17 protein-coding genes and 1 pseudogene are annotated in these 25359 nt (G+C 61.5%); 14 read left to right on the top strand and 4 right to left on the bottom strand.

The annotated features are described in order from the left end of the window. Positions 1-81 precede the first annotated feature (81 nt). Positions 82-2301 (bottom strand): primosomal protein N', encoded by a 2220-nt coding sequence (locus HCF10_RS12125; protein ID WP_131696865.1) that lies wholly within the window; start codon positions 2299-2301, stop codon positions 82-84. A 228-nt stretch (positions 2302-2529) separates the two neighbouring features. On the opposite strand from HCF10_RS12125, the gene rpmE reads away from it, so the two are divergent. The 3 genes from rpmE (at position 2530) to HCF10_RS12110 (ending at position 5033) form a co-directional block, all read left to right on the top strand. Then, positions 2530-2763 carry a 50S ribosomal protein L31 gene (gene rpmE, locus HCF10_RS12120; RefSeq protein ID WP_005784030.1) on the top strand — a complete coding sequence of 78 codons (234 nt, stop codon included), beginning with the start codon at positions 2530-2532 and terminating at the stop codon, positions 2761-2763. A 14-nt stretch (positions 2764-2777) separates the two neighbouring features. Then, on the top strand, positions 2778-3584 hold the full coding sequence (locus tag HCF10_RS12115) for a thermonuclease family protein (protein WP_167655596.1): 807 nt from the start codon (positions 2778-2780) through the stop codon (positions 3582-3584). A 180-nt stretch (positions 3585-3764) separates the two neighbouring features. Further along, positions 3765-5033, top strand: a complete 1269-nt coding sequence (locus HCF10_RS12110) for a malic enzyme-like NAD(P)-binding protein (protein WP_027605010.1) — start codon at positions 3765-3767, stop codon at positions 5031-5033. Between the two features lie 208 nt (positions 5034-5241). On the opposite strand, the gene HCF10_RS12105 is transcribed toward HCF10_RS12110, so the two are convergent. Continuing rightward, complete coding sequence (locus HCF10_RS12105) at positions 5242-7701, bottom strand: penicillin-binding protein 1A (protein WP_405046502.1); 2460 nt, start codon at positions 7699-7701, stop codon at positions 5242-5244. Between the two features lie 221 nt (positions 7702-7922). Between HCF10_RS12105 and pilM the strand changes: the two genes are divergently transcribed. From pilM to hemE, 10 genes and pseudogenes are all read left to right on the top strand, one after another. Beyond that, positions 7923-8579 (top strand): type IV pilus biogenesis protein PilM, encoded by a 657-nt coding sequence (gene pilM, locus HCF10_RS12100; protein WP_131697042.1) that lies wholly within the window; start codon positions 7923-7925, stop codon positions 8577-8579. Further along, on the top strand, positions 8576-9127 hold the full coding sequence (locus HCF10_RS12095; protein ID WP_167655595.1) for a PilN domain-containing protein: 552 nt from the start codon (positions 8576-8578) through the stop codon (positions 9125-9127). The genes pilM and HCF10_RS12095 overlap by 4 nt, the downstream gene beginning before the upstream one ends. After that, the gene (locus HCF10_RS12090; protein ID WP_167655594.1) at positions 9124-10095 is read left to right on the top strand and encodes a pilus assembly protein PilP; all 972 of its coding nucleotides are present in this window, start codon (positions 9124-9126) and stop codon (positions 10093-10095) included. The genes HCF10_RS12095 and HCF10_RS12090 overlap by 4 nt, the downstream gene beginning before the upstream one ends. 138 nt (positions 10096-10233) lie before the next feature. Continuing rightward, positions 10234-11490: pseudogene (locus HCF10_RS12085) on the top strand (type IV pilus secretin PilQ); the annotation flags it as partial. 4 nt (positions 11491-11494) lie between these two features. Beyond that, on the top strand, positions 11495-12013 hold the full coding sequence (gene aroK, locus HCF10_RS12080; protein ID WP_003171222.1) for a shikimate kinase AroK: 519 nt from the start codon (positions 11495-11497) through the stop codon (positions 12011-12013). A gap of 125 nt (positions 12014-12138) precedes the next feature. Next, on the top strand, positions 12139-13239 hold the full coding sequence (aroB, locus tag HCF10_RS12075) for a 3-dehydroquinate synthase (protein ID WP_122673881.1): 1101 nt from the start codon (positions 12139-12141) through the stop codon (positions 13237-13239). A gap of 10 nt (positions 13240-13249) precedes the next feature. Further along, positions 13250-14782, top strand: a complete 1533-nt coding sequence (locus HCF10_RS12070) for an SPOR domain-containing protein (RefSeq protein ID WP_167655593.1) — start codon at positions 13250-13252, stop codon at positions 14780-14782. 351 nt (positions 14783-15133) lie between these two features. After that, positions 15134-19579 (top strand): glutamate synthase large subunit, encoded by a 4446-nt coding sequence (gene gltB / locus HCF10_RS12065; protein ID WP_131696859.1) that lies wholly within the window; start codon positions 15134-15136, stop codon positions 19577-19579. Between the two features lie 32 nt (positions 19580-19611). Continuing rightward, positions 19612-21030, top strand: coding sequence for an FAD-dependent oxidoreductase (locus tag HCF10_RS12060; protein WP_092489391.1), 1419 nt, complete (start codon positions 19612-19614; stop codon positions 21028-21030). 242 nt (positions 21031-21272) lie between these two features. Further along, complete coding sequence (gene hemE, locus HCF10_RS12055; RefSeq protein ID WP_131696858.1) at positions 21273-22340, top strand: uroporphyrinogen decarboxylase; 1068 nt, start codon at positions 21273-21275, stop codon at positions 22338-22340. A 115-nt stretch (positions 22341-22455) separates the two neighbouring features. Here hemE and HCF10_RS12050 read toward each other — a convergent pair whose 3' ends face one another. Continuing rightward, on the bottom strand, positions 22456-23682 hold the full coding sequence (locus HCF10_RS12050) for an MFS transporter (protein ID WP_205885663.1): 1227 nt from the start codon (positions 23680-23682) through the stop codon (positions 22456-22458). Between the two features lie 172 nt (positions 23683-23854). On the opposite strand from HCF10_RS12050, the gene HCF10_RS12045 reads away from it, so the two are divergent. Further along, the gene (locus HCF10_RS12045; protein ID WP_167655591.1) at positions 23855-24778 is read left to right on the top strand and encodes a LysR family transcriptional regulator; all 924 of its coding nucleotides are present in this window, start codon (positions 23855-23857) and stop codon (positions 24776-24778) included. A 118-nt stretch (positions 24779-24896) separates the two neighbouring features. On the opposite strand, the gene HCF10_RS12040 is transcribed toward HCF10_RS12045, so the two are convergent. Next, positions 24897-25343 carry a hypothetical protein gene (locus HCF10_RS12040; protein WP_131696855.1) on the bottom strand — a complete coding sequence of 149 codons (447 nt, stop codon included), beginning with the start codon at positions 25341-25343 and terminating at the stop codon, positions 24897-24899. Between the last annotated feature and the right edge of the window lie 16 nt (positions 25344-25359).

Here is a 25359-nt window from a genome sequence, read left to right as displayed (position 1 = left end):
GCGCGATGCGCAGGTGGAAAAGCTGGGCATTATCCGTGGCGAGGGCGGGCTTGCCAACCTTCGCAGGACCTGTGGCCAGGCTTAATACAAATCTACCGGGTCTACATCCAACGACCATCGCACCTGGCGGCCACTCGGCATTTGCTCCAGCGCAAGCAACCAGCTACTTAATAGCCGATGCAGCGGTGCACGGGATGTCGCTTGCAACAGTAGCTGAGCACGATAACGCCCGGCGCGACGTTCCATGGGCGCTGGCACCGGGCCAAGCAGCTCGATGCCGCTCAGCCCCAGCTCGCCGAGCAAGCGTTCGGCGGCGCTGCAGGCTTCATCCAGAAAGCCCTCGGCCTGCCCCGGTTTATGGGCTTCGGCGCGCAGCAGCGCCAAGTGTGCAAAGGGCGGCAGGCCGGCGGAGCGGCGTTCGCTCAGCGCCTGTTCGGCGAAGGCGAAGTAGCCTTGTTCTGTCAGTTGAATCAGCAGCGGATGGTCGGCCAGGTGGGTCTGGATAATCACCTTGCCCGGCTCTTCGGCACGCCCGGCGCGGCCGGCGACCTGCACGATCAACTGCGCCATGCGTTCGCTGGCGCGGAAGTCGCCGGAGAACAGGCCGCCGTCGGCATCCAGGATCGACACCAGGGTCACCCGTGGGAAGTGGTGTCCTTTGGCGAGCATCTGCGTACCCACCAGGATGCACGGCTGGCCCTTCTGGATGGTGGCGAAGAGCTGGTTCATCGCGTCCTTGCGCGACGTACTGTCGCGGTCGACCCGCAATACCGGGTAGTCCGGGAACAAAATGCCCAGGCGCTCCTCGGCGCGCTCGGTGCCTGCGCCCACCGGGCGCAGGTCGACCTTGCCGCACTGCGGGCAGTGGCGCGGTACACGCTCCACATGGCCGCAATGGTGGCAACGCAGCTCGCCATGGCGCTGGTGCACGGTCATGCGCGCATCGCAGCGTTCGCACTCGGACATCCAACCGCAGTCATGGCACAGCAGCGTCGGTGCAAAGCCTCGGCGGTTGAGAAATACCAAGACCTGCTGGCCGGCCGCCAGTGTCTGGCCGATAGCTTGTTGCATCGGCCCGGAAATGCCGCTGTCCAGAGGCCGGCTTTTTACGTCCAGGCGCAGGAAGCGGGGTTGCTTGGCGCCGCCTGCCCGCTCGTTCAAGCGCAGGAGCCCGTAACGACCGGTGTAGGCGTTGTGCAGGCTTTCCAGGGAGGGTGTGGCCGAGCCCAGCACAATCGGGATGTCTTCCTGGCGCGCGCGCACCAGTGCCAGGTCGCGGGCGTGGTAGCGCAGGCCTTCCTGTTGCTTATAGGAGCCGTCGTGCTCCTCGTCGATGATGATCAGCCCGGGATTTTTCATCGGCGTGAACAACGCCGAGCGGGTGCCGATAATAATGTCGGCTTCGCCATCCCGCGCCGCCAGCCACGACTCCAGGCGCTCACGGTCATTGATCGCCGAGTGCACCAGGGCGATGCGCGCATTGAAACGCTGTTCGAAGCGCGCCAGGGTCTGCGGGCCCAGGTTGATCTCGGGGATCAGCACCAGTGCCTGTTTGCCGGCCTGCAGGGTTTCGCGGATCAGCTGCAAATAGACTTCGGTCTTGCCGCTGCCGGTGACGCCGGCCAGCAGGAACGCATGGAAGCTGCCTGCACCTGCGTGAATCGCTTCATAGGCGGCGCGTTGTTCAGGGTTCAGCGGCAGTTCGGGCTGGGCCAGCCAGTGTTCGTGACGCGGGTCGGGGGCGTGCTTGCGGATTTCCACCTGCACCAAACCCTTGGCCAGCAACAGGTCGAGGCTGTCCTTGCTCAGCATCAGCTTGCTCAATAGCTGATGGGCGACGCCATGGGGATGCTGGGCCAGGGTCGCCAGGGCTTCCCGCTGGCGCGGGGCGCGGGCGATGCGCGGGTCGTCAAGGCGTGCGCCGGGCACCGTCGACCAGAAGCGTTCCTGACGCGCTTCGGCCAGTTCGCCCTGGCGCAACAGCACCGGCAATGCCCAGCTCAACGTGTCACCGAGGCTGTGCTGGTAATACTGGGCGGTCCACAGGCACAGCTTGAACAGTGCGGGCGGCAGCGGTGGCGTGGCGTCGAGCATGGCGATGGCCGGCTTGAGCTTCTCGGCCGGCACTTCGCTGTGGTCGGCGACTTCCACCAGAATGCCGATCATCTCCCGGCGGCCAAACGGCACGCGCACGCGCATGCCTGGCTGCAACTGCGCCCGCAGCACACCGGCCGGAGCCCGGTAGTCGAACAGGCGGCGCAGGGGCGAGGGCAGGGCTAGGCGCAAAATGGCGTCGGGCACGCGGGGAGTCTCATATAAAGGCAGGCGGTGGCGCAGGGGCGGGAGCCTAGCAGACAGCGGGAGGCTTGGGGTAGCCGCCAGTTTTCTGATGAAAGGTGCTTTTATGTTGACACGCGACGGGTGTCGCCGCTTGCGCGTTTAAAAAGGTCTGGTAGAATCCGCGGCCTAATTACGTGCGGTATTCGACAATAGTGTCGAGTGGCGGCACGCTAGCCTGAGGAAGTCACCATGAAAGCCGATATCCATCCAGCGTACGAAACCATCGAAGTGACCTGCAGCTGCGGCAACAAGTTCGAAACTCGCTCGAACCTGTGCAAGCCACTGGGTACTGACGTATGCAACGAGTGCCACCCGTTCTACACCGGTAAGCAGAAAACTCTGGACACCGGCGGCCGTGTACAGCGCTTCGCAGATCGCTTTGGTGCTTTCGGCAAGAAGCCTGCTGCTACTCCAGCAGAGTAAGGCTCAAAAGCCTTATGGGCTTTTGCCAGCTGTTGAAAAAGGCGTCCCTTGTGGGCGCCTTTTTTGTGCCTGCGATTTGGTTGTCGGCGGCCCAGGCTCAGGTGTTTTGCCCGGCGCCAGCGGCCCTGGCCCGCGTGGAAGTGCAGCGGGTGGTGGATGGCGACACGGTGCGCCTCAAGGATGGCCGCAGTGTGCGGATGATCGGTATCAATGCCCCGGAAACCGGCAGGAAGGGGCGCGCCGACGAGCCTTTTGCGGTCGCGGCTCGTCAGCGTCTGCGGGCGTTGGTGCAGGCCAGCGGTGGTCGTGTCGGCGTGGTGCTGGGGCGTGAGGGCAAAGATCATTACGGCCGCACCCTGGCGCATCTCTATGGTGCCGACGGCAAGAACCTGGAGGCGCAACTGTTGGCCGAGGGCCTGGGGTTCCAGGTGGGCGTGGCCCCCAATGTCGATCTCGTCGCCTGTCAGCAGGCGGCTGAGAACAGCGCCCGCAACGCGCGGCTGGGCCTGTGGCGCCAATCGCCGGTGCAGTCCGTGGCGCACCTCAAGCGCTCCGGGTTTGCCGTGGTCAGCGGCCGGGTCAGTCAGGTAAAGCGCAATCGTGGTGGTATCTGGATTGAATTGCAGGGCTCACTGGTATTACGCATCGCCCCTGCTCTGGTCAGCCAATTCGATGCTGCCACGCTCAATGGTCTGCAAGGGCGCACTATCGAGGCGCGTGGGTGGGTGCAGGATCGCTCGCGACGTGGGGGCCTCAAAAATGGCCAGGCCCGCTGGCTCCTGCCGTTGACCGATCCGGGCATGTTCAAAACCTCGTCTTGAGAAAAATTGTAGACATTTTTTAATGCGATTGTGAACAGTTAAGCCCTTGTATACCGTGGCTCTTGGCCGAAAGTCTTACTGCAGGGCCCTTGACACCTGTGACTGCCCAGTCTTGTAGGGGCTTTACGACACGAGTATCCTCGGCGGTCCGTCGACCAACAGTAAAAGCGGAATGCCGATATGTCTGATTTGAAAACTGCCGCTCTCGAATATCATGCCCATCCTCGTCCAGGAAAGCTGAGTGTAGAGCTCACCAAAGCCACTGCCACCGCCCGCGACCTGTCGCTGGCCTACAGCCCTGGCGTGGCCGAGCCCGTACGTGAAATCGCCCGCGACCCTGAACTGGCGTACAAGTACACCGGCAAGGGCAACCTGGTTGCAGTGATTTCCGATGGCACCGCGATTCTGGGCCTGGGTAACCTCGGCCCACTGGCCTCCAAGCCAGTCATGGAAGGTAAAGGCGTGCTGTTCAAGCGCTTCGCCGGCATCGACGTTTTCGACATCGAAGTCGATTCCGAGAGCCCGCAGGCTTTCATCGACACCGTCAAGCGCATCTCCATCACCTTCGGTGGCATCAACCTGGAAGACATCAAGGCACCTGAGTGCTTCGAGATCGAAAAGGCCTTGATCGAGCAGTGCGACATTCCGGTATTCCACGATGACCAGCACGGCACCGCGATCGTCACCGCTGCCGGCATGATCAACGCCCTGGAAATCGCTGGCAAAACCCTGGCTGACGCCAAGATCGTCTGCCTGGGCGCCGGCGCTGCAGCCATCTCCTGCATGAAGCTGATCGTCAGCATGGGCGCCAAGCTGGAAAACATCTACATGGTCGACAGCAAGGGCGTGATCCAGTCCGAGCGTACCGACCTGAACCAATACAAGGCGATGTTTGCCCACCCGTCCTCCAAGCGTACCCTGGCTGACGCCCTGAACGGCGCCGACGTGTTCGTTGGCCTGTCCGGCCCGAACCTGCTGAGCGCTGAAGGCCTGAAGTCCATGGCGGCCAACCCGATCGTGTTCGCCTGCTCCAACCCTGATCCTGAAATCGCCCCGGAACTGGCCCACGCCACCCGTGACGACGTGATCATGGCCACCGGTCGTTCGGACTACCCGAACCAGGTCAACAACGTACTGGGCTTCCCGTTCATCTTCCGTGGCGCCCTGGACGTTCGCGCCAAGCGCATCAACGAAGAGATGAAAGTGGCTGCCGCCAACGCCCTGCGTGAACTGGCCAAGCTGCCGGTGCCTCAGGACGTGTGCGACGCCTACGGTGGCGCCAAGCTGGAATTCGGTCGTGAGTACATCATTCCGAAACCAATGGATAAGCGCCTGATCACCTTGATCTCCGATGCCGTGGCCAAAGCCGCGATCGAGACCGGTGTGGCCACACTGCCGTATCCGAAAAACTACCCGCTGCAAAGCGTGGATGATGTGTTCAACGGCTAAGCCGTTGTAGCGCACCAACAAAAAGCCCCGGCTCTCGCGAGTCGGGGCTTTTTGTTGGGGGCGATTAACTTGTGTCTTGTGGAGATCAAATGTGGGAGGGGGCTTGCCCCCGATGGCGGTGTGTCAGTCACTCGATGAGTTGGCTGGTCCAGTGCTATCGGGGCAAGCGCCCTCCCACATTGGGTTCTGCGTAGGCTTAAGGTCCAGGTTAGAACAGATCGATCGGCGCCGCTTCATCCGCCGGCAACGGGCTGCCCGGTACGACGCCGTTGCCCAGTTCATTGACCGACGGCGGCGTGTCTTCGCTCTTGAACAGTTCAAAGTACGCATTCGGCGTGCTCGGCGAAGCCGCACGGCCACTGACCGGGTCGATCCGCAGGCTGAGGATGCCTTCCGGCTCCGGTTGGGTGTGCAGCGGCTTGTCCTTCAGGGCGGCGCCCATGTAGCTCATCCAGATCGGCAGCGCGACGGTGCCACCGAACTCGCGGCGGCCAAGGCTTTCCGGCTGGTCGTAGCCGGTCCACACGGTCGTCACGTAGTCGGCGTTATAGCCGGAGAACCAGGCGTCCTTGGATTCGTTGGTGGTACCGGTCTTGCCCGCGATGTCCGCGCGGCCCAAGGCCAGGGCGCGCCGGCCGGTCCCCTTCTTGATGACGTCTTCGAGGATGCTGTTGAGGATATAGGTGGTACGCCCATCCACAATGCGCTCGGCCACGGCAGGTGCTTGCGGTTCAGGTGCAGCAGCATTGGCGGCTGGCGCGGTACCTGGGGTCGGCTCGATGGTGATACCGCCATTGCTTGGCGCCGCCAGGCCGTCCGTTGCGGCTACGCCGTTGACCACGTCACCCGGCACTCGCGGTGGGTTGGCGGTGAACAGGGTGTCGCCGTTGCGGCTTTCAATCTTGTCGATCAGGTACGGTGCGATCTTGTAGCCGCCGTTGGCGAAAGTACTCCAGCCGGTGGCGATTTCCATCGGTGTGAGGGTCGCGGTGCCCAGGGCCAGGGACAGGTTCGGCGGCAGGTCCGACTTGTTGAAGCCAAAGCGCGTGATGTAGTCGATGGTCTTGCCTACACCCATCGCCTGAAGCAAGCGGATCGACACGAGGTTACGCGACTTGTACAGCGCCTCACGGATACGGATAGGACCGAGGAAGGTGTTGGTGTCGTTCTTCGGACGCCATACTTTGTCCAGGTACTCGTCGACAAACACGATGGGCGCATCGTTGACCAGGCTGGCGGCGGTATAGCCGTTATCCAGGGCGGCGCTGTAGATGAACGGCTTGAAGCTCGAGCCCGGCTGGCGCTTGGCCTGGGTGGCCCGGTTGTAGTTGCTCTGTTCGAAGGCGAAGCCACCCACCAGAGCGCGGATTGCACCGTTCTGCGGGTCCAGCGATACCAGTGCGCCCTGGGCCAGCGGCACCTGGCTGAACTTAAGGCTGTCGTCCTTCTGGCGTTGCACGCGGATCAGGTCACCCACTTGCGCGACATCCGACGGCTGCTTGGGCATCGGGCCCATGCTGTTGGTGTTCAGGAACGGGCGCGCCCATTTCATGCTGTCCCAGGCCACATGGGCTTCGCCGGTGCGAGTCAGCACCTGCACGCCATCTTTCGTCACCTGAGTGACGATGGCCGGTTCCAGGCCGCTGATCGCACGTTGTTTGCCCAGCTCGGCCGTCCAGGCGCTCAGGGTCTTGCCCGGCAGGCGCGACTCAGGGCCTCGGTAGCCGTGGCGTTGGTCGTAGGTGATCAGGCCGGAATGCACTGAGTCATTGGCGATGTCCTGCAAATCGCTCGGAACCGTTGTGGTCACGCGGAAGCCTTCGGTGTAGGCCTCGCTGCCATAACGGCCGACCATCTCGGCACGCGCCATTTCAGCGATATACGGGGCATTCACTTCCGGTGTCTGCACGTGGTAGCTGGCGTTCAACGGCTCGGCCACCGCACTTTCATAGGCGGCCTGGTCGATCTTGCCCAGCTTGTACATGCGCCCCAGGATCCAGTCGCGGCGTTCTTTGCTGCGCGCCGGGTTGGCCAGGGGGTTGAAACGCGAAGGGGCCTTGGGCAGGCCGGCAATCATGGCCATCTGCGCCAGGCTGGCGTCACGAATCGACTTGCCGTAGTACACCTGGGAAGCGGCTTCGATGCCGTAGGCGCGGTTGCCCAGGTAGATCTTGTTGACGTACAGCTCAAGGATCTCGTCCTTGGTCAACTGACGCTCGATCTGCAATGCCAGCAGGATTTCAGTGGCCTTGCGCGAAAAACTGCGTTCGCTGGTAAGGAAGAAATTCTTCGCCACCTGCATGGTGATGGTGCTGCCACCGGATTGAATGTGGCCGCTTTTTACCAATTGCGTGGCGGCGCGCACCAGGCTGCTGGGGTCGACGCCATAGTGGTTGGCAAAATTATCGTCTTCGGCCGACAGCAACGCGCTGATGAAATTAGGTGGAATGTCGGCAAAACGGATCGGTGTGCGGCGCATTTCGCCGAACTCCGCGATCAGTTTTTCATCGCTGCTGTAGACCCGCAAAGGAATCTGCAACTGGATACTTCTGAGAGCCTCTACGGACGGTAAACCCGGACTAAGGTAGAGGTAGGCCCCGCTGAGTACGAGCAGCAGCCCGCAGACGATCGCGACAATGGAGTACCCGAAAAACTTCAGCAGACGGATCAAGGCTTTTGGATTTCCAGAGAAAAGAATGGGTTACGCGTCGGGGCATGCATGGCAAACGATGGATCGACCCGAGCTGCAGATAAAAAGCGGGGAAAAACGCTGGGCATTAAAGCATTTTTCGCCTTGGGGCGTCATTCGCGCCGGCTCAACAAGTCGACCGAATGCAGGGCGTTCAGCTGCAATCAGGCGTTAAGACAGGGAAAGCTTTGGGGAGTTTTATGGGAAAGGGATTTTTCAGGCGAAAAGTCGACACCGTCCTTGGCGTCGACATCAATGAGGCAGGGATCAGGCTGGTAGAGCTGAGCTGTTCAGCCAACCGTTACACCGTGCAGGGCTACGCCACACAGGCGCTGCCGGCCCAGGCGGTAGCCGACGGCGTCTGGCTGGACCTGGAAGGCATAGGCCATGCGCTGTACATGGCACTGTCCCGGCTGCGGACGTCAACCAGGCAGGCGGCAGTCGCCGTTTCCGGTCCATCGGTCATTACACAGGTAATTGAAATGCAGGCGGGGCTTGGCGACGACGAAATGGCCTGGAGGGTGCAGATGGAGGCAGATCAATATATTCCCTACCCGCTGGACGAGGTGGCGCTGGACTTTCAGGTTCAGGGGCCGTCGACACAGGATCCCGCGCGGGTCGAGGTGTTGCTGGCGGCGTGTCCCAAGGAACACGTCGAGGTCCGTGAAGCCGTTTTGGCCTTGGCGGGGCTGGTGCCCAGGGTGGTGGATGTCGAAGGGTTTGCATTGGCGCGCGCTTGCCGTCAGGATTTCTCCAGCTTTACGCCGGGCCATCGAGTCGATGGTGCACAGTGGATCGTGGACGCCCCTGGGATGGGAGTCGCTTGCGGGTTGGCCCTGAGGAGTTTCGCTGGATGACACGAATCAATCTTTTGCCTTGGCGCCAGGCGCTGGCTGAACGGCGGCGTAAATATTTCCTGATACTGCTGGTGGCGTTTGCCTGCGTGGCGCTCGGGACGGTGTGGCTGGCAGACCAGGTGATCGACCAGGCGATCGACCGGCAGGTGACGCGAAACGATCATGTGCGTAAGGACGTCGGCGTCCTGGACTCGCGTATCAAGACCATTGACGACCTCCAGGTGCAAAGCCAGCAATTGGAGGAGCGTATGAAAGTCGTGCAAGACCTGCACGATAATCGCTCGGCCGGTGCACAACTGCTGGATCAGTTGGCCCGTGCGGTGCCTGACGGTGTGCATTTGCATGAGGTCGTGGCGAAAGGCGATACGGTGAGTATCAGCGGCAGTGCTGAATCCAGCCAGGATATTGCCCAGTTGATGCGTCGCCTGGAGGCATCCGAGGGTGCCCACGCCACTCGCCTGCAACACGTACGAACCGACAGCACTCGCGGCAATAATGAATTCCAGTTGATGGTGCGCCAGGGCGAATCGTCCGAGGCCCAGCCATGAGCCGGCCCTGGCTCGAATTTTCCGCGCTGACTCACACTGCTGCCAAATGGCCCTTACCCGGCAAGATCTTACTGGGCTGCGCGTTGGCCGGCGTGGTGCTGCTGGTGGGCGACCTCGTGTACCTCAGCCCGTCGCGGGAGCGCTTGCGTGAGGTCCAGGTGCAGGAAGTGAGCTTGCAGCAGCAACTCGCGGAAAAAGCCGTCTTGGCTGTCAATCTTGAAAGGCGGGCTCGCCAGGTCCAGCTTATGCAGGAGAAGGTCAGCGGGCTTTTGCAGCAAATGCCGGAAGAGTCCGAAATGCCCGGCTTTCTTGAAGACATCGCCAGGATGGCGCTGGCCAACGGTTTGTTGATTGAGAGCGTCACTCCGTTGGATAAGCTGTCTCGGCCGTTCTATCACGAACAGCCCGTTCGCATCGGCGCCACCGGTACCTATCACGACCTGGCGACGTTTGTGGGTGCCCTGGGTAGCCTTTCGCGAATCGCCACAGCGCACGATATTGCCATGCGACGTGACGGCAAACTGCTGCACCTTGATCTGCTGGCCAAGACTTATTGGCATGAGCGACAAGGCATCAAGCGGGACACGGCTGTCATGCAAGGGCAATCCTTTGTATACGGCGCCTCCGGTATTCGTGATCCGTTCCAACCCATTGCCCTGCAAGTCGAGCGTGCGCCAGGGCGGACGGCCGCTGCGCCGGACCTCGCTCGACCGCGCGAAGCCTTGGAAGGCTACCCAGTGGATCAGTTCGAGATGGTCGGCACGTTGTCCCGTGGGGCGCAGACCTTCGCCTTGCTGCGCCAAGCCTCAACCGTGCATCGCCTGGCAGTCGGCGACTATGTGGGGCCGGATCATGGTCGAGTCACAGCGATTCATGAGGGCCATATCGAACTGGTCGAGTTATTTCCCGATGAACAGGGCGCATGGCTGGAGCGCCCTCGAACCCTCGTGCTAAACGTCAACTCATAACGGAACCAAACAATGAAAAGGACTTTCTCGTCCTTCGGTGTGGCGCTATGGATAGCGTTCACGGCACCGATGGCTGCAGCTGTGCCCAACCGCGTGGACCTGATCCAGCTACCGCCTCCCGGCAGCGCGGTGTCCGGTGCCTATAGCGGTGACAAATTGAACCTCAACTTCCAGGACATCGGGCTGCGCGCTGCCTTGCAGCAAATCGCCGACGTGGCAGGCCTCAATCTGGTGGTCGGCGATGACGTGCAGGGCTCTATCACCCTACGGCTCAAAGACGTGCCCTGGGATCAGGCGCTGGACCTGGTGCTGCAAACCAAGGGCTTGGATAAGCGGATAAAGGCCGGCGTCCTGCTGGTGGCGCCTGCCGAGGAGCTGGCCGCTCGCGAGCTGCTGACGCTGGAATCGCGCAAGCAGATGGCCGACCTGGCGCCGCTGCGCCGTGAGCTACTGCAAGTCAACTACGCCAAGGCAGCAGACCTGGCCAAGCTGTTTCAGTCGGTGAGCGGCTTTGAAGGCACGACCGATGAGCGTGGTTCAGTGGCAGTGGATGACCGCACCAATAACATCATTGCCTACCAGACCGGCGAGCGCCTGGAAGAGTTGCGGCGGATCGTGGCGCAACTGGATGTGCCGGTGCGCCAGGTGATGATCGAAGCACGGATTGTCGAGGCCAACGTCGACTACGACAAAAACCTGGGCGCGCGTTGGGGTGGGCGGCTCAATCGAGGGAATTGGGCGGCTGGAGGTATCCAGAAACCTTTGCCGGACGGCGCCCAGGCGCCGGAAAACGTGCCCAGCTCGCCATTTGTCGACCTGGGTTCACTCACGGGTACATCAGGCCTGGGGATCGCCTTCATCACCGATAACCTCCTGCTGGACCTGGAACTGACCGCCATGGAGAAAACCGGCAATGGCGAAATCGTCTCGCAGCCCAAGGTGGTCACTTCCGACAAGGAAACCGCGCGCATTCTAAAGGGCACCGAAATTCCCTATCAGGAATCCACCTCCCAAGGGGCTACGTCGGTGTCGTTCAAGGAGGCTTCCCTGTCATTGGAGGTCACGCCGCAAATCACCCCCGATGACCATGTGATCATGGTGGTCAAGGTCACCAAGGATGAGCCCGACTATCTCAATAAACTCAACGACGTACCGCCGATCAAGAAAAACGAGGTGAATGCCAAGGTGCTGGTCAAGGATGGCGAGACCATCGTCATCGGCGGGGTTTTCTCCAATACTCAAAGCAAAGTGGTAGATAAAGTGCCATTTTTGGGCGATGTACCGTATCTTGGCCGCCTTTTCCGGCGCGATGTGCTGGCGGAGAAAAAATCCGAGCTGCTGGTATTCCTGACTCCGCGTATTATGAATAACCAGGCGATTGCTGTGAGTCGTTGATTCTGTGCGAAATTTGATTCTTGTAGGACCGATGGGGGCTGGAAAAAGCACCATCGGCCGATTGCTGGCCAAAGAGCTGCGCCTGCCATTCAAAGATTCCGACAAGGAAATTGAATTGCGCACGGGTGCCAATATCCCATGGATCTTCGATAAGGAAGGCGAGCTGGGCTTTCGCGACCGCGAGCAGGCGATGATTGCCGAGCTGTGTGGCTGTGACGGCGTGGTATTGGCCACCGGCGGCGGTGCGGTAATGCGCGATGAAAATCGGCGGGCGCTGCATGCCGGTGGTCGGGTGGTCTATCTGCATGCGTCGGTCGAGCAGCAGGTGGGTCGTACCGCCCGCGATCGCAATCGTCCTTTGCTGCGCACGGCGAACCCGGAAAAAACCTTGCGGGACCTGCTCGCGCTGCGCGATCCGCTGTATCGGGAAATCGCCGATCTGGTGGTGGAAACCGATGAACGGCCGCCTCGGATGGTGGTTCTCGACATTCTTGAGCGCCTGCAACGGCTGCCACCCCGTTAAAGCCAGGCCCGAAATGCGCTATTCTCGGCGGCGCGCTATCACCCTGCGGGGTGTGGCGTAGAGCCATCAGGCGGCGTCAGATATCGACGTTACCGGTCGTCAATACATCTTCAACGCGGGGACACATGCAGACACTTAAGGTCGATCTAGGCGAGCGCAGCTACCCGATCCATATTGGCGAAGGTCTGCTGGACCAGCCTGAATTGCTGGCACCGCATATTGCCGGGCGGCAAGTGGCAATCATCTCCAATGAAACGGTCGCGCCACTGTATCTTGAGCGTCTGAGCCGCAGCCTGGCGGCGTACTCAGTGATCTCCGTGATATTGCCCGATGGCGAAGCCCACAAGAACTGGGAAACCCTGCAACTGATCTTTGATGGCCTGCTGACCGCGCGCCATGACCGCCGAACCACCGTGATTGCTCTGGGCGGCGGTGTGATCGGCGACATGGCCGGCTTTGCAGCGGCCTGTTACCAGCGCGGCGTGGACTTTATCCAGGTGCCGACCACCCTGTTGTCCCAGGTCGATTCGTCGGTGGGCGGCAAGACCGGCATCAACCACCCGCTGGGCAAGAACATGGTCGGCGCGTTCTACCAGCCTCAGGCCGTGCTGATCGACACCGCAACCCTCAACACCTTGCCACCGCGCGAACTCTCGGCGGGGCTGGCGGAAGTCATCAAGTACGGGTTGATCTGCGACGAACCCTTCCTGACCTGGCTGGAAGAGCATGTGGACGCCCTGCGCGCACTCGACCAGGTGGCGCTCACCGAGGCGATTTCCCGCTCCTGCGCCGCCAAGGCGTTGGTGGTGAATGCCGACGAACGGGAGTCCGGTGTACGGGCCACCTTGAACCTGGGCCACACGTTCGGCCATGCGATCGAAACGCACATGGGCTATGGTGTGTGGTTGCATGGGGAGGCCGTAGCGGCTGGCACAGTGATGGCGTTGGAAATGTCGCAACGCCTGGGTTGGATCAGCGCCCAGGAGCGGGATCGCGGTATCCGCCTGTTCCAGCGTGCCGGTTTGCCGGTTATCCCGCCGGAAGAGATGACCGAGGCGGACTTCCTCGAACATATGGCAATAGACAAGAAAGTGATCGACGGTCGACTGCGACTGGTGCTGTTGCGCCATATGGGCGAAGCGGTAGTGACCGACGATTATCCGAAAGAGATTTTACAGGCCACGCTGGGAGCGGATTACCGCGCCCTGGCTCAGCTGAAAGGTTAATAAGATCCCGATGACTAGTTTGCATGCCGACGAGGCGTTCCTCGGCCATTACCAGTTAAGCCACGACCCTTTTGCTCCACGGGTGCCTGGTTTCAAATTTTTCCCGGCCCAGCGCAAGCCGGTGCTGGGGCAACTGCACCATCTCGCGCGCTACAGCCAACTGCTGCTGGTCGTCACGGGCCCGCTGGGCAGCGGCAAGACCTTGCTGCGCCAGGCCCTGGTGGCCAGCACCAACAAACAGTCCGTACAGAGCGTGGTGGTGTCTGCCCGTGGTGCCGGTGATGCGGCGGGCGTGCTGCGCCAGGTAGCCCAGGCGCTGGATGTCGCCACTGCCGAGCCGAATGCGATCCTCAAGCAGGTGGTGCAACTGGGTCTGACCGGCCAGGAAGTCTACCTGCTGGTGGATGACGCCGAGCAGCTCGACGAATCCGCCCTGGAAGCGCTGCTGGCGCTGGCAGCGGGCACGCCGGAAGGTCGCCCCCATGTGTTCCTGTTCGGTGAATCGTCGTTGATCGCCGATCTGGAGCAGATCAGCGGTGATCAGGAGCTGTTCCACGTCATCGAACTGCAGCCGTACGAAGAGGAAGAAACTCGCGAATACCTGGCCCAGCGCCTGGAAGGCGCAGGGCAGGGCATCGAACTTTTCTCCGCTGCGCAGATCTCTGATATTCACGAAAGCTCCGACGGCTGGCCTGGCACCATCAACCAGGTCGCCCGCGATGCCATGATCGAAGCCATGATTGCCAGCCGCTCTGCGGTCAAGCGTCCTAAGATGGGGTTCACTATGCCTAAGAAGCACGTATTGGCAATTTCCGCCGTTGTCGTGGTCGCTGTAGCCGCTGCCTGGTTGATTCCGGGTCGCAGCAAGGCACCGACCACTGCGGGCGCGCCAACCGAACAGGCGCAGTTGCCACTGGGCAAGCCCACGCCAAACGTTGAATTCGCGAACTCCGGTCAACCGACCAATCTGCCGATGGTCGGCCAGCCAGTGATGCGCGGCCCGCTCGCCGAAGAAGCCGGTGGTATCTCCGAAGGCGATGACGGCGTGCCTGTGGAAGGCTCCAGTGCCACGCCGCCGACCGTAACCACTACAGCGCCACCTGCGGGCGTCCCCGCTGGTACGCCAGCGGCCCCTGCTGCACCAGCCGCCAAGCCGACCCCGGCACCGACCGTTGCCACCGCCAAGCCGGCTCCAGCGCCAGCCGCCAAGCCGGCTGAAAAACCAGTCGCCACCGTTGCCAAGGCTGGCGCTGCCGGCAGCAGCTGGTACAGCAGCCAGCCCACCGGCAACTTCGTCGTGCAGATCCTCGGCACCAGCTCCGAAGCCAACGCTCAGGCGTTCGTGAAAGAGCAGGGCGGCGAATACCGTTATTTCAAGAAAGTGCTCAACGGCAAGCCTCTCTACGTGATCACCTACGGCAGCTTCCCAAGCCGTGCCGCAGCTGATTCCGCCATCAAAGCCTTGCCAGCGAAGGTTCAGGCTGGTAAACCTTGGCCTCGCACTGTCGCCAGCGTTCAACAAGAACTGGCAGCAACTCGCTGAAGATCCGGCGGCCTTACCCAGGTCGCCCTCCCGGCACCTCAAAAAAGATCGCAAGGCGTGCAGCCCCTCCAGGCCGCGCGCTTTGTGGTGTCTGCGTTACAGTAGCTTTTGAGTCGTAGCGGTCAGAATTAAAAAAGTTTTGACTAGCACAGCATATCGCTTTAAACCTTTCATAAATGCGACATAGATTTGCGACATTTCGTCGCTAAATTTGTGAGCGTCTGTGTCGGTGTGTACAATGACCTCCCTTTTGCCCCCGCTAAGTCGGCGTACGTTCGGCGTGGAAGGTAACCGGTTGAATTGAAAAGAAATTTGCCTCGATATAAGAGGCAGCCTGGTGAGAAAGTGTCTATGAAAGCAGGTCTGTACCAACCCGATGAATTCAAGGATAACTGCGGTTTCGGCCTGATAGCCCATATGCAGGGCGAGCCCAGTCATACCCTTTTGCAAACGGCCATCGAGGCCCTGACCTGCATGACCCACCGCGGTGGGATCAACGCCGACGGCAAGACCGGTGACGGTTGCGGCTTGCTGATTCAAAAGCCCGACCAGTTCCTGCGCGCAGTCGCCAAAGAGCATTTCGCTGTCGACCTGCCCAAGCAGTACGCCGTGGGCATGGTGTTTTTCAACCAGGACCCGGTCAAAGCCGAAGCCGCTCGCGAGAACATGAACCGCGAGATCGTCGCTGCCGGCCTGCAACTGGTCGGCTGGCGCAAAGTGCCGATCGACACCAGCGTGCTCGGCCGCCTGGCCCTGGAGCGCCTGCCGCAGATCGAACAAGTGTTCATCGCAGGCGACGGCCTGAGCGACCAGGACATGGCGATCAAGCTGTTCACGTCCCGTCGTCGCTCGTCCGTGTCCAACGCGGCGGATGCCGACCACTACATCTGCAGCTTTTCCCACAAGACCATCATTTATAAAGGCCTGATGATGCCGGCGGACTTGACCGCCTTCTATCCAGACCTGAGCGATGAGCGCCTGCAAACCGCCATTTGCGTGTTCCACCAACGCTTCTCCACCAACACCTTGCCGAAATGGCCGCTGGCCCAGCCATTCCGCTTCCTCGCCCACAACGGCGAGATCAACACCATCACCGGCAACCGCAACTGGGCCGTGGCCCGTCGCACCAAGTTCGCCAACGATTTGATGGACCTGGAAGAGCTCGGCCCGTTGGTCAACCGCGTGGGTTCCGACTCCTCCAGCATGGACAACATGCTCGAACTGATGGTCACCGGCGGCATCGACCTGTTCCGTGGCGTGCGCATGATCATTCCGCCTGCGTGGCAGAACGTCGAGACCATGGACCCCGATCTGCGGGCGTTCTATGAGTACAACTCGATGCACATGGAACCGTGGGACGGCCCGGCCGGCGTGGTCATGACCGACGGTCGCTACGCGGTGTGCCTGCTCGACCGTAACGGTCTGCGCCCGGCACGTTGGGTCACCACCACCAACGGTTTCATCACCCTGGCGTCGGAAATCGGCGTGTGGGACTACAAGCCTGAAGACGTGATCGCCAAGGGCCGCGTAGGCCCTGGCCAGATCCTCGCCGTCGACACCGAAACCGGGCAGATCCTCGACACCGATGCGATCGACAACCGCTTGAAGTCCCGTCACCCGTACAAGCAATGGCTGCGCAAGAACGCCCTGCGCATCCAGGCGACCATGGAAGACAACGACCACGGTTCGGCTTTCTACGACATCGACCAACTCAAGCAGTACATGAAGATGTACCAGGTCACGTTCGAAGAGCGCGACCAGGTGCTGCGTCCACTCGGCGAGCAAGGCTACGAGGCCGTCGGTTCCATGGGCGACGACACGCCGATGGCCGTGCTGTCCCAGCGCGTGCGTACGCCGTACGACTATTTCCGCCAGCAGTTCGCCCAGGTGACCAACCCACCGATCGACCCGCTGCGCGAAGCCATCGTGATGTCCCTGGAAGTCTGCCTCGGTGCCGAGCGCAACATCTTCCAGGAGTCGCCTGAGCATGCCTCCCGCGTGATCCTCAGCTCGCCGGTCGTGTCTCCGGCCAAGTGGCGTTCGCTGATGACCCTGGAGCGCCCGGGTTTCGACCGCCAGATCATCGACCTGAACTACGACGAGAGCCTCGGCCTTGAAGCCGCTGTGCGCAACGTCGCCGACCAGGCCGAAGAAGCCGTGCGCGCCGGTCGTACCCAGATCGTGCTGACCGACCGTCATATCGCTCCAGGCAAGTTGCCGATCCACGCTTCGCTGGCCACCGGCGCGGTGCATCACCGCCTGACCGAAAAAGGCCTGCGCTGCGATTCCAACATTCTCGTGGAAACGGCCACCGCCCGCGACCCGCACCACTTTGCGGTGTTGATCGGCTTCGGCGCCTCGGCGGTGTACCCGTTCCTCGCCTATGAAGTGCTGGGTGACCTGATCCGTACCGGTGAAGTACTGGGCGACCTCTACGAGGTGTTCAAGAACTACCGCAAGGGCATCACCAAAGGCCTGCTGAAGATCCTGTCGAAGATGGGCATCTCCACCGTCACCTCCTACCGTGGCGCGCAGCTGTTCGAAGCCATCGGCCTGTCGGAAGAAGTTTGCGAGCTAAGCTTCCGTGGCGTGCCGAGCCGCATCAAGGGTGCGCGTTTCGTCGACATCGAAGCCGAACAGAAAGCCCTGGCCGCTGAAGCCTGGAGCGCGCGCAAGCCGATCCAGCAAGGTGGCCTGCTCAAGTTCGTGCACGGTGGCGAATATCACGCCTACAACCCGGACGTGGTGAGCACCCTGCAAGCCGCCGTGCAGCAGGGCGACTACGCCAAGTTCAAGGAATACACCGCGCTGGTGGATAACCGCCCGGTGTCGATGATCCGTGACCTGCTCAAGGTGAAGACCCTGGACACGCCGTTGGCCATCAGCGAAATCGAACCGCTGGAATCGATCCTCAAGCGCTTCGACTCTGCCGGTATTTCCCTGGGCGCCTTGTCGCCTGAGGCCCACGAAGCCCTGGCCGAAGCCATGAACCGCCTGGGTGCGCGTTCCAACTCCGGCGAAGGCGGTGAAGACCCGGCGCGCTACGGCACCATCAAGAGCTCGAAAATCAAGCAGGTTGCCACTGGCCGTTTCGGCGTGACCCCGGAATACCTGGTCAACGCCGAAGTGCTGCAGATCAAGGTTGCCCAGGGCGCCAAGCCCGGTGAGGGCGGCCAGCTGCCGGGCGGCAAGGTCAACGGTCTGATCGCCAAGCTGCGTTATGCGGTACCCGGCGTGACCCTGATTTCGCCACCGCCGCACCACGACATCTACTCGATTGAAGATTTGTCGCAGCTGATTTTCGACCTGAAACAAGTCAACCCGCAGGCCCTGGTCTCGGTGAAACTGGTAGCAGAAGCGGGCGTGGGCACCATCGCCGCCGGCGTGGCCAAGGCCTATGCCGACCTGATCACCATCTCCGGCTACGACGGCGGCACTGGCGCATCGCCGCTGACCTCGATCAAGTACGCCGGCGCGCCGTGGGAACTGGGCCTGGCGGAAACCCACCAGACTTTGCGCGGCAACGACCTGCGCGGCAAAGTGCGGGTGCAGACCGACGGCGGCCTGAAAACCGGCCTCGACGTGATCAAGGCCGCCATCCTCGGCGCCGAGAGTTTCGGTTTCGGCACCGCGCCGATGATCGCCCTGGGCTGCAAATACCTGCGCATCTGCCACCTGAACAACTGCGCCACCGGCGTCGCCACTCAGAACGAGAAGCTGCGCAAGGATCACTACATCGGCACCGTCGACATGGTGGTGAATTTCTTCACCTACGTCGCCGAAGAAACCCGTGAGTGGCTGGCCAAGCTGGGCGTGCGTTCGTTGGAGGAGCTGATCGGTCGCACCGATCTGCTGGACATCCTCGAAGGCCAGACCGCCAAGCAACAGCACCTGGACCTGACTCCATTGTTGGGCAGCGATCACATCCCGGCAGACAAGCCACAATTCTGCCAGGTGGATCGCAACCCGCCGTTCGACAAAGGCCTGCTGGCCGAGAGAATGGTCGAAATGGCCGGTTCCTCGATCAACGACGCCAGCGGTGGCGAATTCGCCCTGGATATCTGCAACTGCGACCGTTCCATCGGCGCACGCATCTCCGGCGAAATCGCACGCAAGCACGGCAACCAGGGCATGGCGAAGGCGCCAATCACCTTCCGCTTTAAAGGCACTGCGGGCCAGAGCTTCGGCGTCTGGAACGCCGGCGGCCTGCACATGTACCTGGAAGGCGACGCCAACGACTACGTAGGCAAGGGCATGACCGGCGGCAAGCTGGTCATCGTTCCGCCCAAGGGCAGCGTCTACAAGACCCAGGACAGTGCCATCATCGGTAACACCTGCTTGTACGGCGCCACCGGTGGCAAGCTGTTCGCCGCGGGTACGGCCGGTGAGCGTTTCGCCGTGCGTAACTCCGGTGCCCACACCGTGGTGGAAGGCACTGGCGATCACTGCTGCGAGTACATGACTGGGGGCTTTGTCGCGGTATTGGGCAAGACCGGTTACAACTTCGGTTCGGGCATGACCGGCGGTTTCGCCTACGTGCTCGACCAGGACAACACCTTCGTCGACCGGGTCAACCACGAGTTGGTCGAGATCCAGCGGATCAGCGGCGAAGCCATGGAGTCCTACCGGAACCACTTGCAGCACGTGCTGGACGAGTACGTCGAGGAGACCGGCAGCGAATGGGGTCGTAACCTCGCCGAAAACCTCGATGATTACCTGCGTCGTTTCTGGCTGGTCAAGCCCAAGGCTGCCAACCTGAAATCGTTGCTTTCCAGCATCCGTGCCAACCCGCAGTGATATGCGCCTGAAGAGTTTGATGAGGTTTTAACATGGCTGAACGTCTGAATAACGACTTCCAGTTCATCGATGTCGGGCGCAAAGATCCGAAGAAGAAACTGTTGCGTCAACGCAAGAAAGAGTTCGTGGAAATCTACGAGCCCTTCAAACCCCAGCATTCGGCCGATCAGGCCCACCGCTGCCTGGGTTGCGGTAACCCGTATTGCGAATGGAAGTGCCCGGTGCACAACTTCATTCCCAACTGGCTCAAGCTGGTGGCCGAGGGCAACATCCTCGCCGCCGCTGAGCTGTCGCACCAGACCAACACCCTGCCGGAAGTCTGCGGCCGGGTGTGCCCGCAGGACCGTCTGTGCGAGGGCGCGTGCACCCTTAACGACGGCTTCGGCGCGGTGACCATCGGTTCGGTGGAGAAGTACATCACCGACACCGCGTTCGCCATGGGCTGGCGTCCGGACATGTCCAAGGTCAAGCCGACCGGCAAGCGTGTGGCGATCATCGGTGCGGGCCCGGCGGGCCTGGGCTGTGCCGACGTGCTGGTGCGTGGTGGCGTGACCCCGGTGGTGTTCGACAAGAACCCGGAAATCGGCGGCCTGCTGACCTTCGGCATCCCCGAGTTCAAGCTGGAAAAAACCGTACTGAGCAACCGTCGTGAAGTGTTCACCGGCATGGGCATCGAGTTCCGCCTGAACACCGAAATCGGCAAAGACGTGACCATGGAGCAACTGCTCGCCGAATACGATGCCGTGTTCATGGGCATGGGCACCTACACCTACATGAAGGGTGGCTTTGCCGGTGAAGACCTGCCGGGCGTATATGACGCGCTGGATTTCCTGATTGCCAACGTCAACCGCAACTTGGGCTTTGAAAAGTCGCCGGAAGATTTCGTCGACATGAAAGGCAAGAAGGTCGTAGTACTCGGCGGTGGCGACACCGCGATGGACTGCAACCGTACCTCGATCCGCCAGGGCGCCAAGTCGGTGACCTGTGCGTATCGTCGTGACGAAGCCAACATGCCCGGTTCGCGCAAAGAGGTGAAGAACGCCAAGGAAGAAGGCGTGAAGTTCCTCTACAACCGCCAGCCGATCGCCATCGTTGGCGAAGACCGCGTCGAAGGCGTGAAGGTGGTCGAGACCCGTCTCGGCGAACCGGACGCCCGTGGCCGTCGCAGCCCCGAGCCGATCCCGGGCTCCGAAGAGATCATCCCGGCCGACGCCGTGGTCATCGCCTTCGGTTTCCGTCCAAGCCCGGCGCCGTGGTTCGAGCAGTTCGAGATCCAGACCGACAGCCAGGGCCGTGTCGTGGCCCCGGAACAAGGCCAGTACAAGCACCAGACCAGCAACCCGAAAATCTTCGCCGGTGGCGACATGGTGCGCGGGTCTGACCTGGTGGTGACGGCGATCTTCGAAGGCCGCAATGCCGCCGAAGGGATCCTGGACTACCTGAACGTCTAACCCTGATCCCAGGTTGAAATGGGCTCAAAATGTGGGAGGGGGCTTGCCCCCGATAGCGGTGGTTCAGTGACAGATTCTGAGACTGACACACTGCAATCGGGGGCAAGCCCCCTCCCACATTTGATTTGCGAAGGTTCAAGATATTGTCGTAAATCAACCCGATAGACAAAAGGCACCGCTCTTGCCGTGCCTTTTGCGTCGCGCTCTGAGAAAATGCCCGCACTTTTTTTGCGGATGCCGACATGACTGCCCTCAAGAACGACCGTTTCCTTCGTGCCCTGCTCAAGCAACCCGTGGACGTCACCCCCGTGTGGATGATGCGTCAAGCCGGTCGCTACCTGCCGGAATACCGCGCCAGTCGCGCCCACGCCGGCGACTTCATGAGCCTGTGCATGAACCCGGAGTTCGCCTGCGAAGTCACGATGCAGCCACTGGACCGCTACCCTCAACTGGACGCGGCCATCCTCTTCTCCGACATCCTCACCATCCCTGACGCCATGGGCCAAGGCCTGTACTTCGAGACCGGCGAAGGCCCGCGTTTCAAGAAAGTCGTCAGCACCCTGGCCGATATCGAAGCCCTGCCGATCCCCGATCCACACAAAGACCTCGGCTACGTGATGGACGCCGTGAGCACCATCCGCCGCGAGCTGAACGGCCGCGTGCCGCTGATCGGCTTCTCCGGCAGCCCATGGACCCTGGCCACCTACATGGTCGAAGGCGGCTCGTCGAAAGACTTCCGCAAGACCAAGGCCATGCTCTACGACAACCCGCAGGCCATGCACCTGTTGCTGGACAAGCTGGCCCAGTCGGTCACGTCCTACCTCAACGGGCAGATCATGGCCGGTGCGCAAGCCGTACAGATCTTCGATACCTGGGGCGGCAACCTGTCGGCGGCGGCGTACCAGGAGTTCTCCCTGGCCTACATGCGCAAGATCGTCAGCGGCCTGATCCGTGAACACGAAGGCCGTAAAGTGCCGGTCATCATGTTCACCAAGGGCGGTGGCCTGTGGCTGGAAAGCATCGCCGATGCTGGCGCAGATGCATTGGGCCTGGACTGGACCTGTGACATTGGCGACGCCCGTCGTCGTGTCGGTGACAAGGTCGCGCTGCAAGGCAACATGGACCCGACCGTGCTGTACGCAAAGCCGGAAGCGATCCGCACCGAAGTCGGTCGCATCCTGGCCAGCTACGGCAAAGGCAGCGGCCACGTGTTCAACCTCGGCCATGGCATCACTCCGGAAGTGAACCCGGAGCATGCCGGCGCGTTCCTGCGTGCGGTGCATGAGTTGTCGGCGCAGTATCACGAGTAATTGCAGCCCAATAAAAAACGCCCGGCTTATGCCGGGCGTTTTTGTTTGAGGTCAACGGATGAAGCGCAAGCCTGTTGCGAAAAAAACGCTGTGAAGCGGTTTTTTCAGCAGTACTTCAAGCTGCTGTTCGCCCCAACGGTGGCAACTTCGCCAGCTTCAACGCCACCAGCAACGCACCTATCAACAGCGCCACGATAAAAGCGCCGATGCCGTTCCATCCACCGAAGTGCCAGAAGAACCCGCCCGCGGTGCCGGCGATGCTCGATCCCACGTAATAGCAAAACAGATACAGCGACGACGCCTGCCCCTTGGCTTTCACTGCGCGGCGCCCGATCCAGCTGCTGGCCACCGAGTGGGCGCCAAAGAAGCCGAAGGTGAAGATCAGCATGCCCGGCACCACCAGCCACAGCGGGGTGAACAGAGTCAGGGCCATGCCGGCGAGCATCAGCACAATGGTGGCCCACAGCACGCGGCGGCGGCCGAGGCGGTCGGCCAGGGAGCCGACTTTCGCCGAGCTGTAGATGCCCGAGAGGTACACCAGTGACAGCAGGCCCACCACGGCCTGGCTCAGATCGTACGGGTCCGCCAGCAGGCGATAGCCGATGTAGTTGAACATCGTCACGAACGCGCCCATTAGCAGGAAGGCTTCAAGGAACAGCCACGGCAGGCCGGCGTCCTTGAAGTGCATGACGAAGCCATCTACCAGGCTGCGCGGCTTGAGGCTGCTGGCGCGGAAGTTGCGCGATTCGGGGAGGATCTTCCAGAACACCGTGGCGGCAATCAGCGCCAGGGCGCCGATGATCAGCATTGCGGTGTGCCAGCTGACGAAGTCGATCAGTACGCCGATGATCAGGCGCCCGCTCATGCCCCCGATGGCGTTGCCGCCGATGTACAGGCCCATGGCCAGGCCGATGTGCTGGGGGTGGATCTCTTCGCTCAGGTAAGTCATCGCCACGGCAGCCAGGCCGCTCAAGGACAGGCCCACCAGCGCACGCATCAGCAGGATCCCTTCCCAGGACGGCATCAAGCCACTGGCAATGGTCGCCAGCGCGGCGCAGAACAACGCGGCGACCATCACCGGCTTGCGCCCCAGGGTGTCGGAAATCGGCCCGGTAATCAGTAGACCCAGCGCCAGCATCGCCGTGGACACCGACAGGATCAGACTGCTCTGCGCCGCATTGATCGAGAACTCGTGGGACAGTGCCGGCATCATCGGTTGCACGCAATACAGCAGGGCGAACGTGGCGAAACCGCCGGAGAACAATGCCAGCACCGTGCGCATGAACATCGGCGTGCCTTTTTCGATATACGCGTCGTTGAGCTGCGCCACTACCTCATCCAGTGCGGTGGGTGGGACTTCTTGAGCGTATGGAGCGACAGCAGATTTCACGGGGACCTCGGGGAGGAAGGGCGTGCCAGGACCGGCAATGTGAAAAAGAATATAGCTGGCTAATGATTCTTTCCAATATATTGTTCGACCTGTTTGATAGCTTTTACGACCTAATGAGGCTGGTATGGAATTACGTCACCTGCGGTACTTCATCGCCGTCGCCGAAGAGCTGCACTTCGGCCGCGCCGCGCAGGTGCTGGGCATCTCGCAACCGCCGCTGAGCCAGCAGATCCAGGCGCTGGAGCAGGAGGTGGGCGCTCGGTTATTCGAGCGTACCAATCGTCGGGTCGAGCTGAGCGAGGCCGGGCGCCTGTTCCTGCACGAGGCGCGGCTGGTACTGGCCCAGGTCGACAAGGCGGCGGATGTGGCCCGCCGTGCACAGTTGGGTGAACTGGGCGAGTTGAAGATCGGCTTCACCTCGTCGGCGCCGTTCAACTCCAGCATCCCGCAGGCGATCTTTGCGTTTCGCCAGGCCTTCCCGGCCGTGCACCTGAACCTGCAGGAAATGAGCAGCACCGAAGTGGCCGAATCGCTGGTGGATGAGTCGATTCAGGTTGGGCTGATGCGCCCGTTGCCGTTGCCGGATTCATTGACCGTCATCGAGCTGATGCGTGAACCGCTGGTCGCTGTGTTGAATGCCGGTCATCCGTTGGTGGAGGGCAGCGAGAGCGGCCTGCACTTGGCGCAACTGGCGCAGGAGCCGTTTGTGTTTTTCCCGCGCACTTACGGCAGTGGCCTGTATGCCCAACTGCTGAACCTGGCCCGCGATGCCGGCTTCAGCCCGCACTTCGCCCAGGAAGCGGGGGAGGCGATGACCATTATCGGTTTGGTGGCGGCGGGCTTGGGCGTGTCGGTGTTGCCGGCGTCCTATCAACGGATACGGATCGATGGTGTGGTCTATCGCACGTTGCTGGATCAGGAGGCGGTGACGGCGGTATGGCTGGTGCAGCGCAAAGGCGCACAAACGCCGATGGCGAAGGCGTTTGTGGAGTTGTTGGTGGCGAGCGGGCTTGCCCCGCGTTGGGCTGCGCAGCAGCCCCAAATCTGACGCTGTGATCTGCCTGAAAAAACGCGGTGATCTTAATGGGGCTGCTACGCAGCCCAACGCGGGCGGTGCGACGATTCGACAAGCCCGCTCGCCACAGAGGTTATGCCTGGCCTTGGTTTTACTTTGAGGTGCCCGTCTGCTCGAACAACTGCGCCGCCGACCCTGCCTCACCACTCACGCCATTGCTGCGCAATCCCGCCATGATGTCGCTGTCCAGATTGTTCACCCAACGGTTGTAGTTGCGATGGATCTTGCCGTCCTTGTAGCCCAGCTGGCGGCTGTCGCGGTAGGTGATGGCGTAGCTGTTGCGGGTGTAGCGGATGTCGATGGCCGCGTAGTACTGGTTGCGCACGGTGATCTCGGCCTGAACCAGCTGCGGGCTCAGGCGTTGCACCGTCCACTCGCGTTTTTGCAGGGCGTTGACGATCACCGTTTTCATTTTTTCTTCGCTGACCTGGGCATCGGCCGGCAGGTCGTGCTGGGTGTTGAGGATCGGTTTGCTGGTACAGCCGGCGGTGGTCAGCAGGGCCAGGGTGATCAGCGTAGCGCGTAGTAAGGAAGACATTCCGTATTCTCCAATC

Source organism: Pseudomonas sp. B14(2022) (genome assembly GCF_012030485.1).
Lineage (GTDB): Bacteria > Pseudomonadota > Gammaproteobacteria > Pseudomonadales > Pseudomonadaceae > Aquipseudomonas.
The sequence above is the reverse complement of the archived record's forward strand: the minus strand, read 5'-3'. Positions and strand labels throughout refer to the sequence as shown.

Bases quoted from the DNA above. Each gene is read 5' to 3' on its own strand.
- rpmE (WP_005784030.1), top strand. From the start codon at position 2,530: ATGAAAGCCGATATCCATCCAGCGTACGAAACCATCGAAGTGACCTGC.
- HCF10_RS12115 (WP_167655596.1), top strand. From the start codon at position 2,778: ATGGGCTTTTGCCAGCTGTTGAAAAAGGCGTCCCTTGTGGGCGCCTTT.
- HCF10_RS12110 (WP_027605010.1), top strand. From the start codon at position 3,765: ATGTCTGATTTGAAAACTGCCGCTCTCGAATATCATGCCCATCCTCGT.
- pilM (WP_131697042.1), top strand. From the start codon at position 7,923: ATGGGAAAGGGATTTTTCAGGCGAAAAGTCGACACCGTCCTTGGCGTC.
- HCF10_RS12095 (WP_167655595.1), top strand. From the start codon at position 8,576: ATGACACGAATCAATCTTTTGCCTTGGCGCCAGGCGCTGGCTGAACGG.
- HCF10_RS12090 (WP_167655594.1), top strand. From the start codon at position 9,124: ATGAGCCGGCCCTGGCTCGAATTTTCCGCGCTGACTCACACTGCTGCC.
- aroB (WP_122673881.1), top strand. From the start codon at position 12,139: ATGCAGACACTTAAGGTCGATCTAGGCGAGCGCAGCTACCCGATCCAT.
- HCF10_RS12070 (WP_167655593.1), top strand. From the start codon at position 13,250: ATGACTAGTTTGCATGCCGACGAGGCGTTCCTCGGCCATTACCAGTTA.
- gltB (WP_131696859.1), top strand. From the start codon at position 15,134: ATGAAAGCAGGTCTGTACCAACCCGATGAATTCAAGGATAACTGCGGT.
- HCF10_RS12060 (WP_092489391.1), top strand. From the start codon at position 19,612: ATGGCTGAACGTCTGAATAACGACTTCCAGTTCATCGATGTCGGGCGC.
- hemE (WP_131696858.1), top strand. From the start codon at position 21,273: ATGACTGCCCTCAAGAACGACCGTTTCCTTCGTGCCCTGCTCAAGCAA.
- HCF10_RS12045 (WP_167655591.1), top strand. From the start codon at position 23,855: ATGGAATTACGTCACCTGCGGTACTTCATCGCCGTCGCCGAAGAGCTG.
- HCF10_RS12040 (WP_131696855.1), bottom strand. From the start codon at position 25,343: ATGTCTTCCTTACTACGCGCTACGCTGATCACCCTGGCCCTGCTGACC.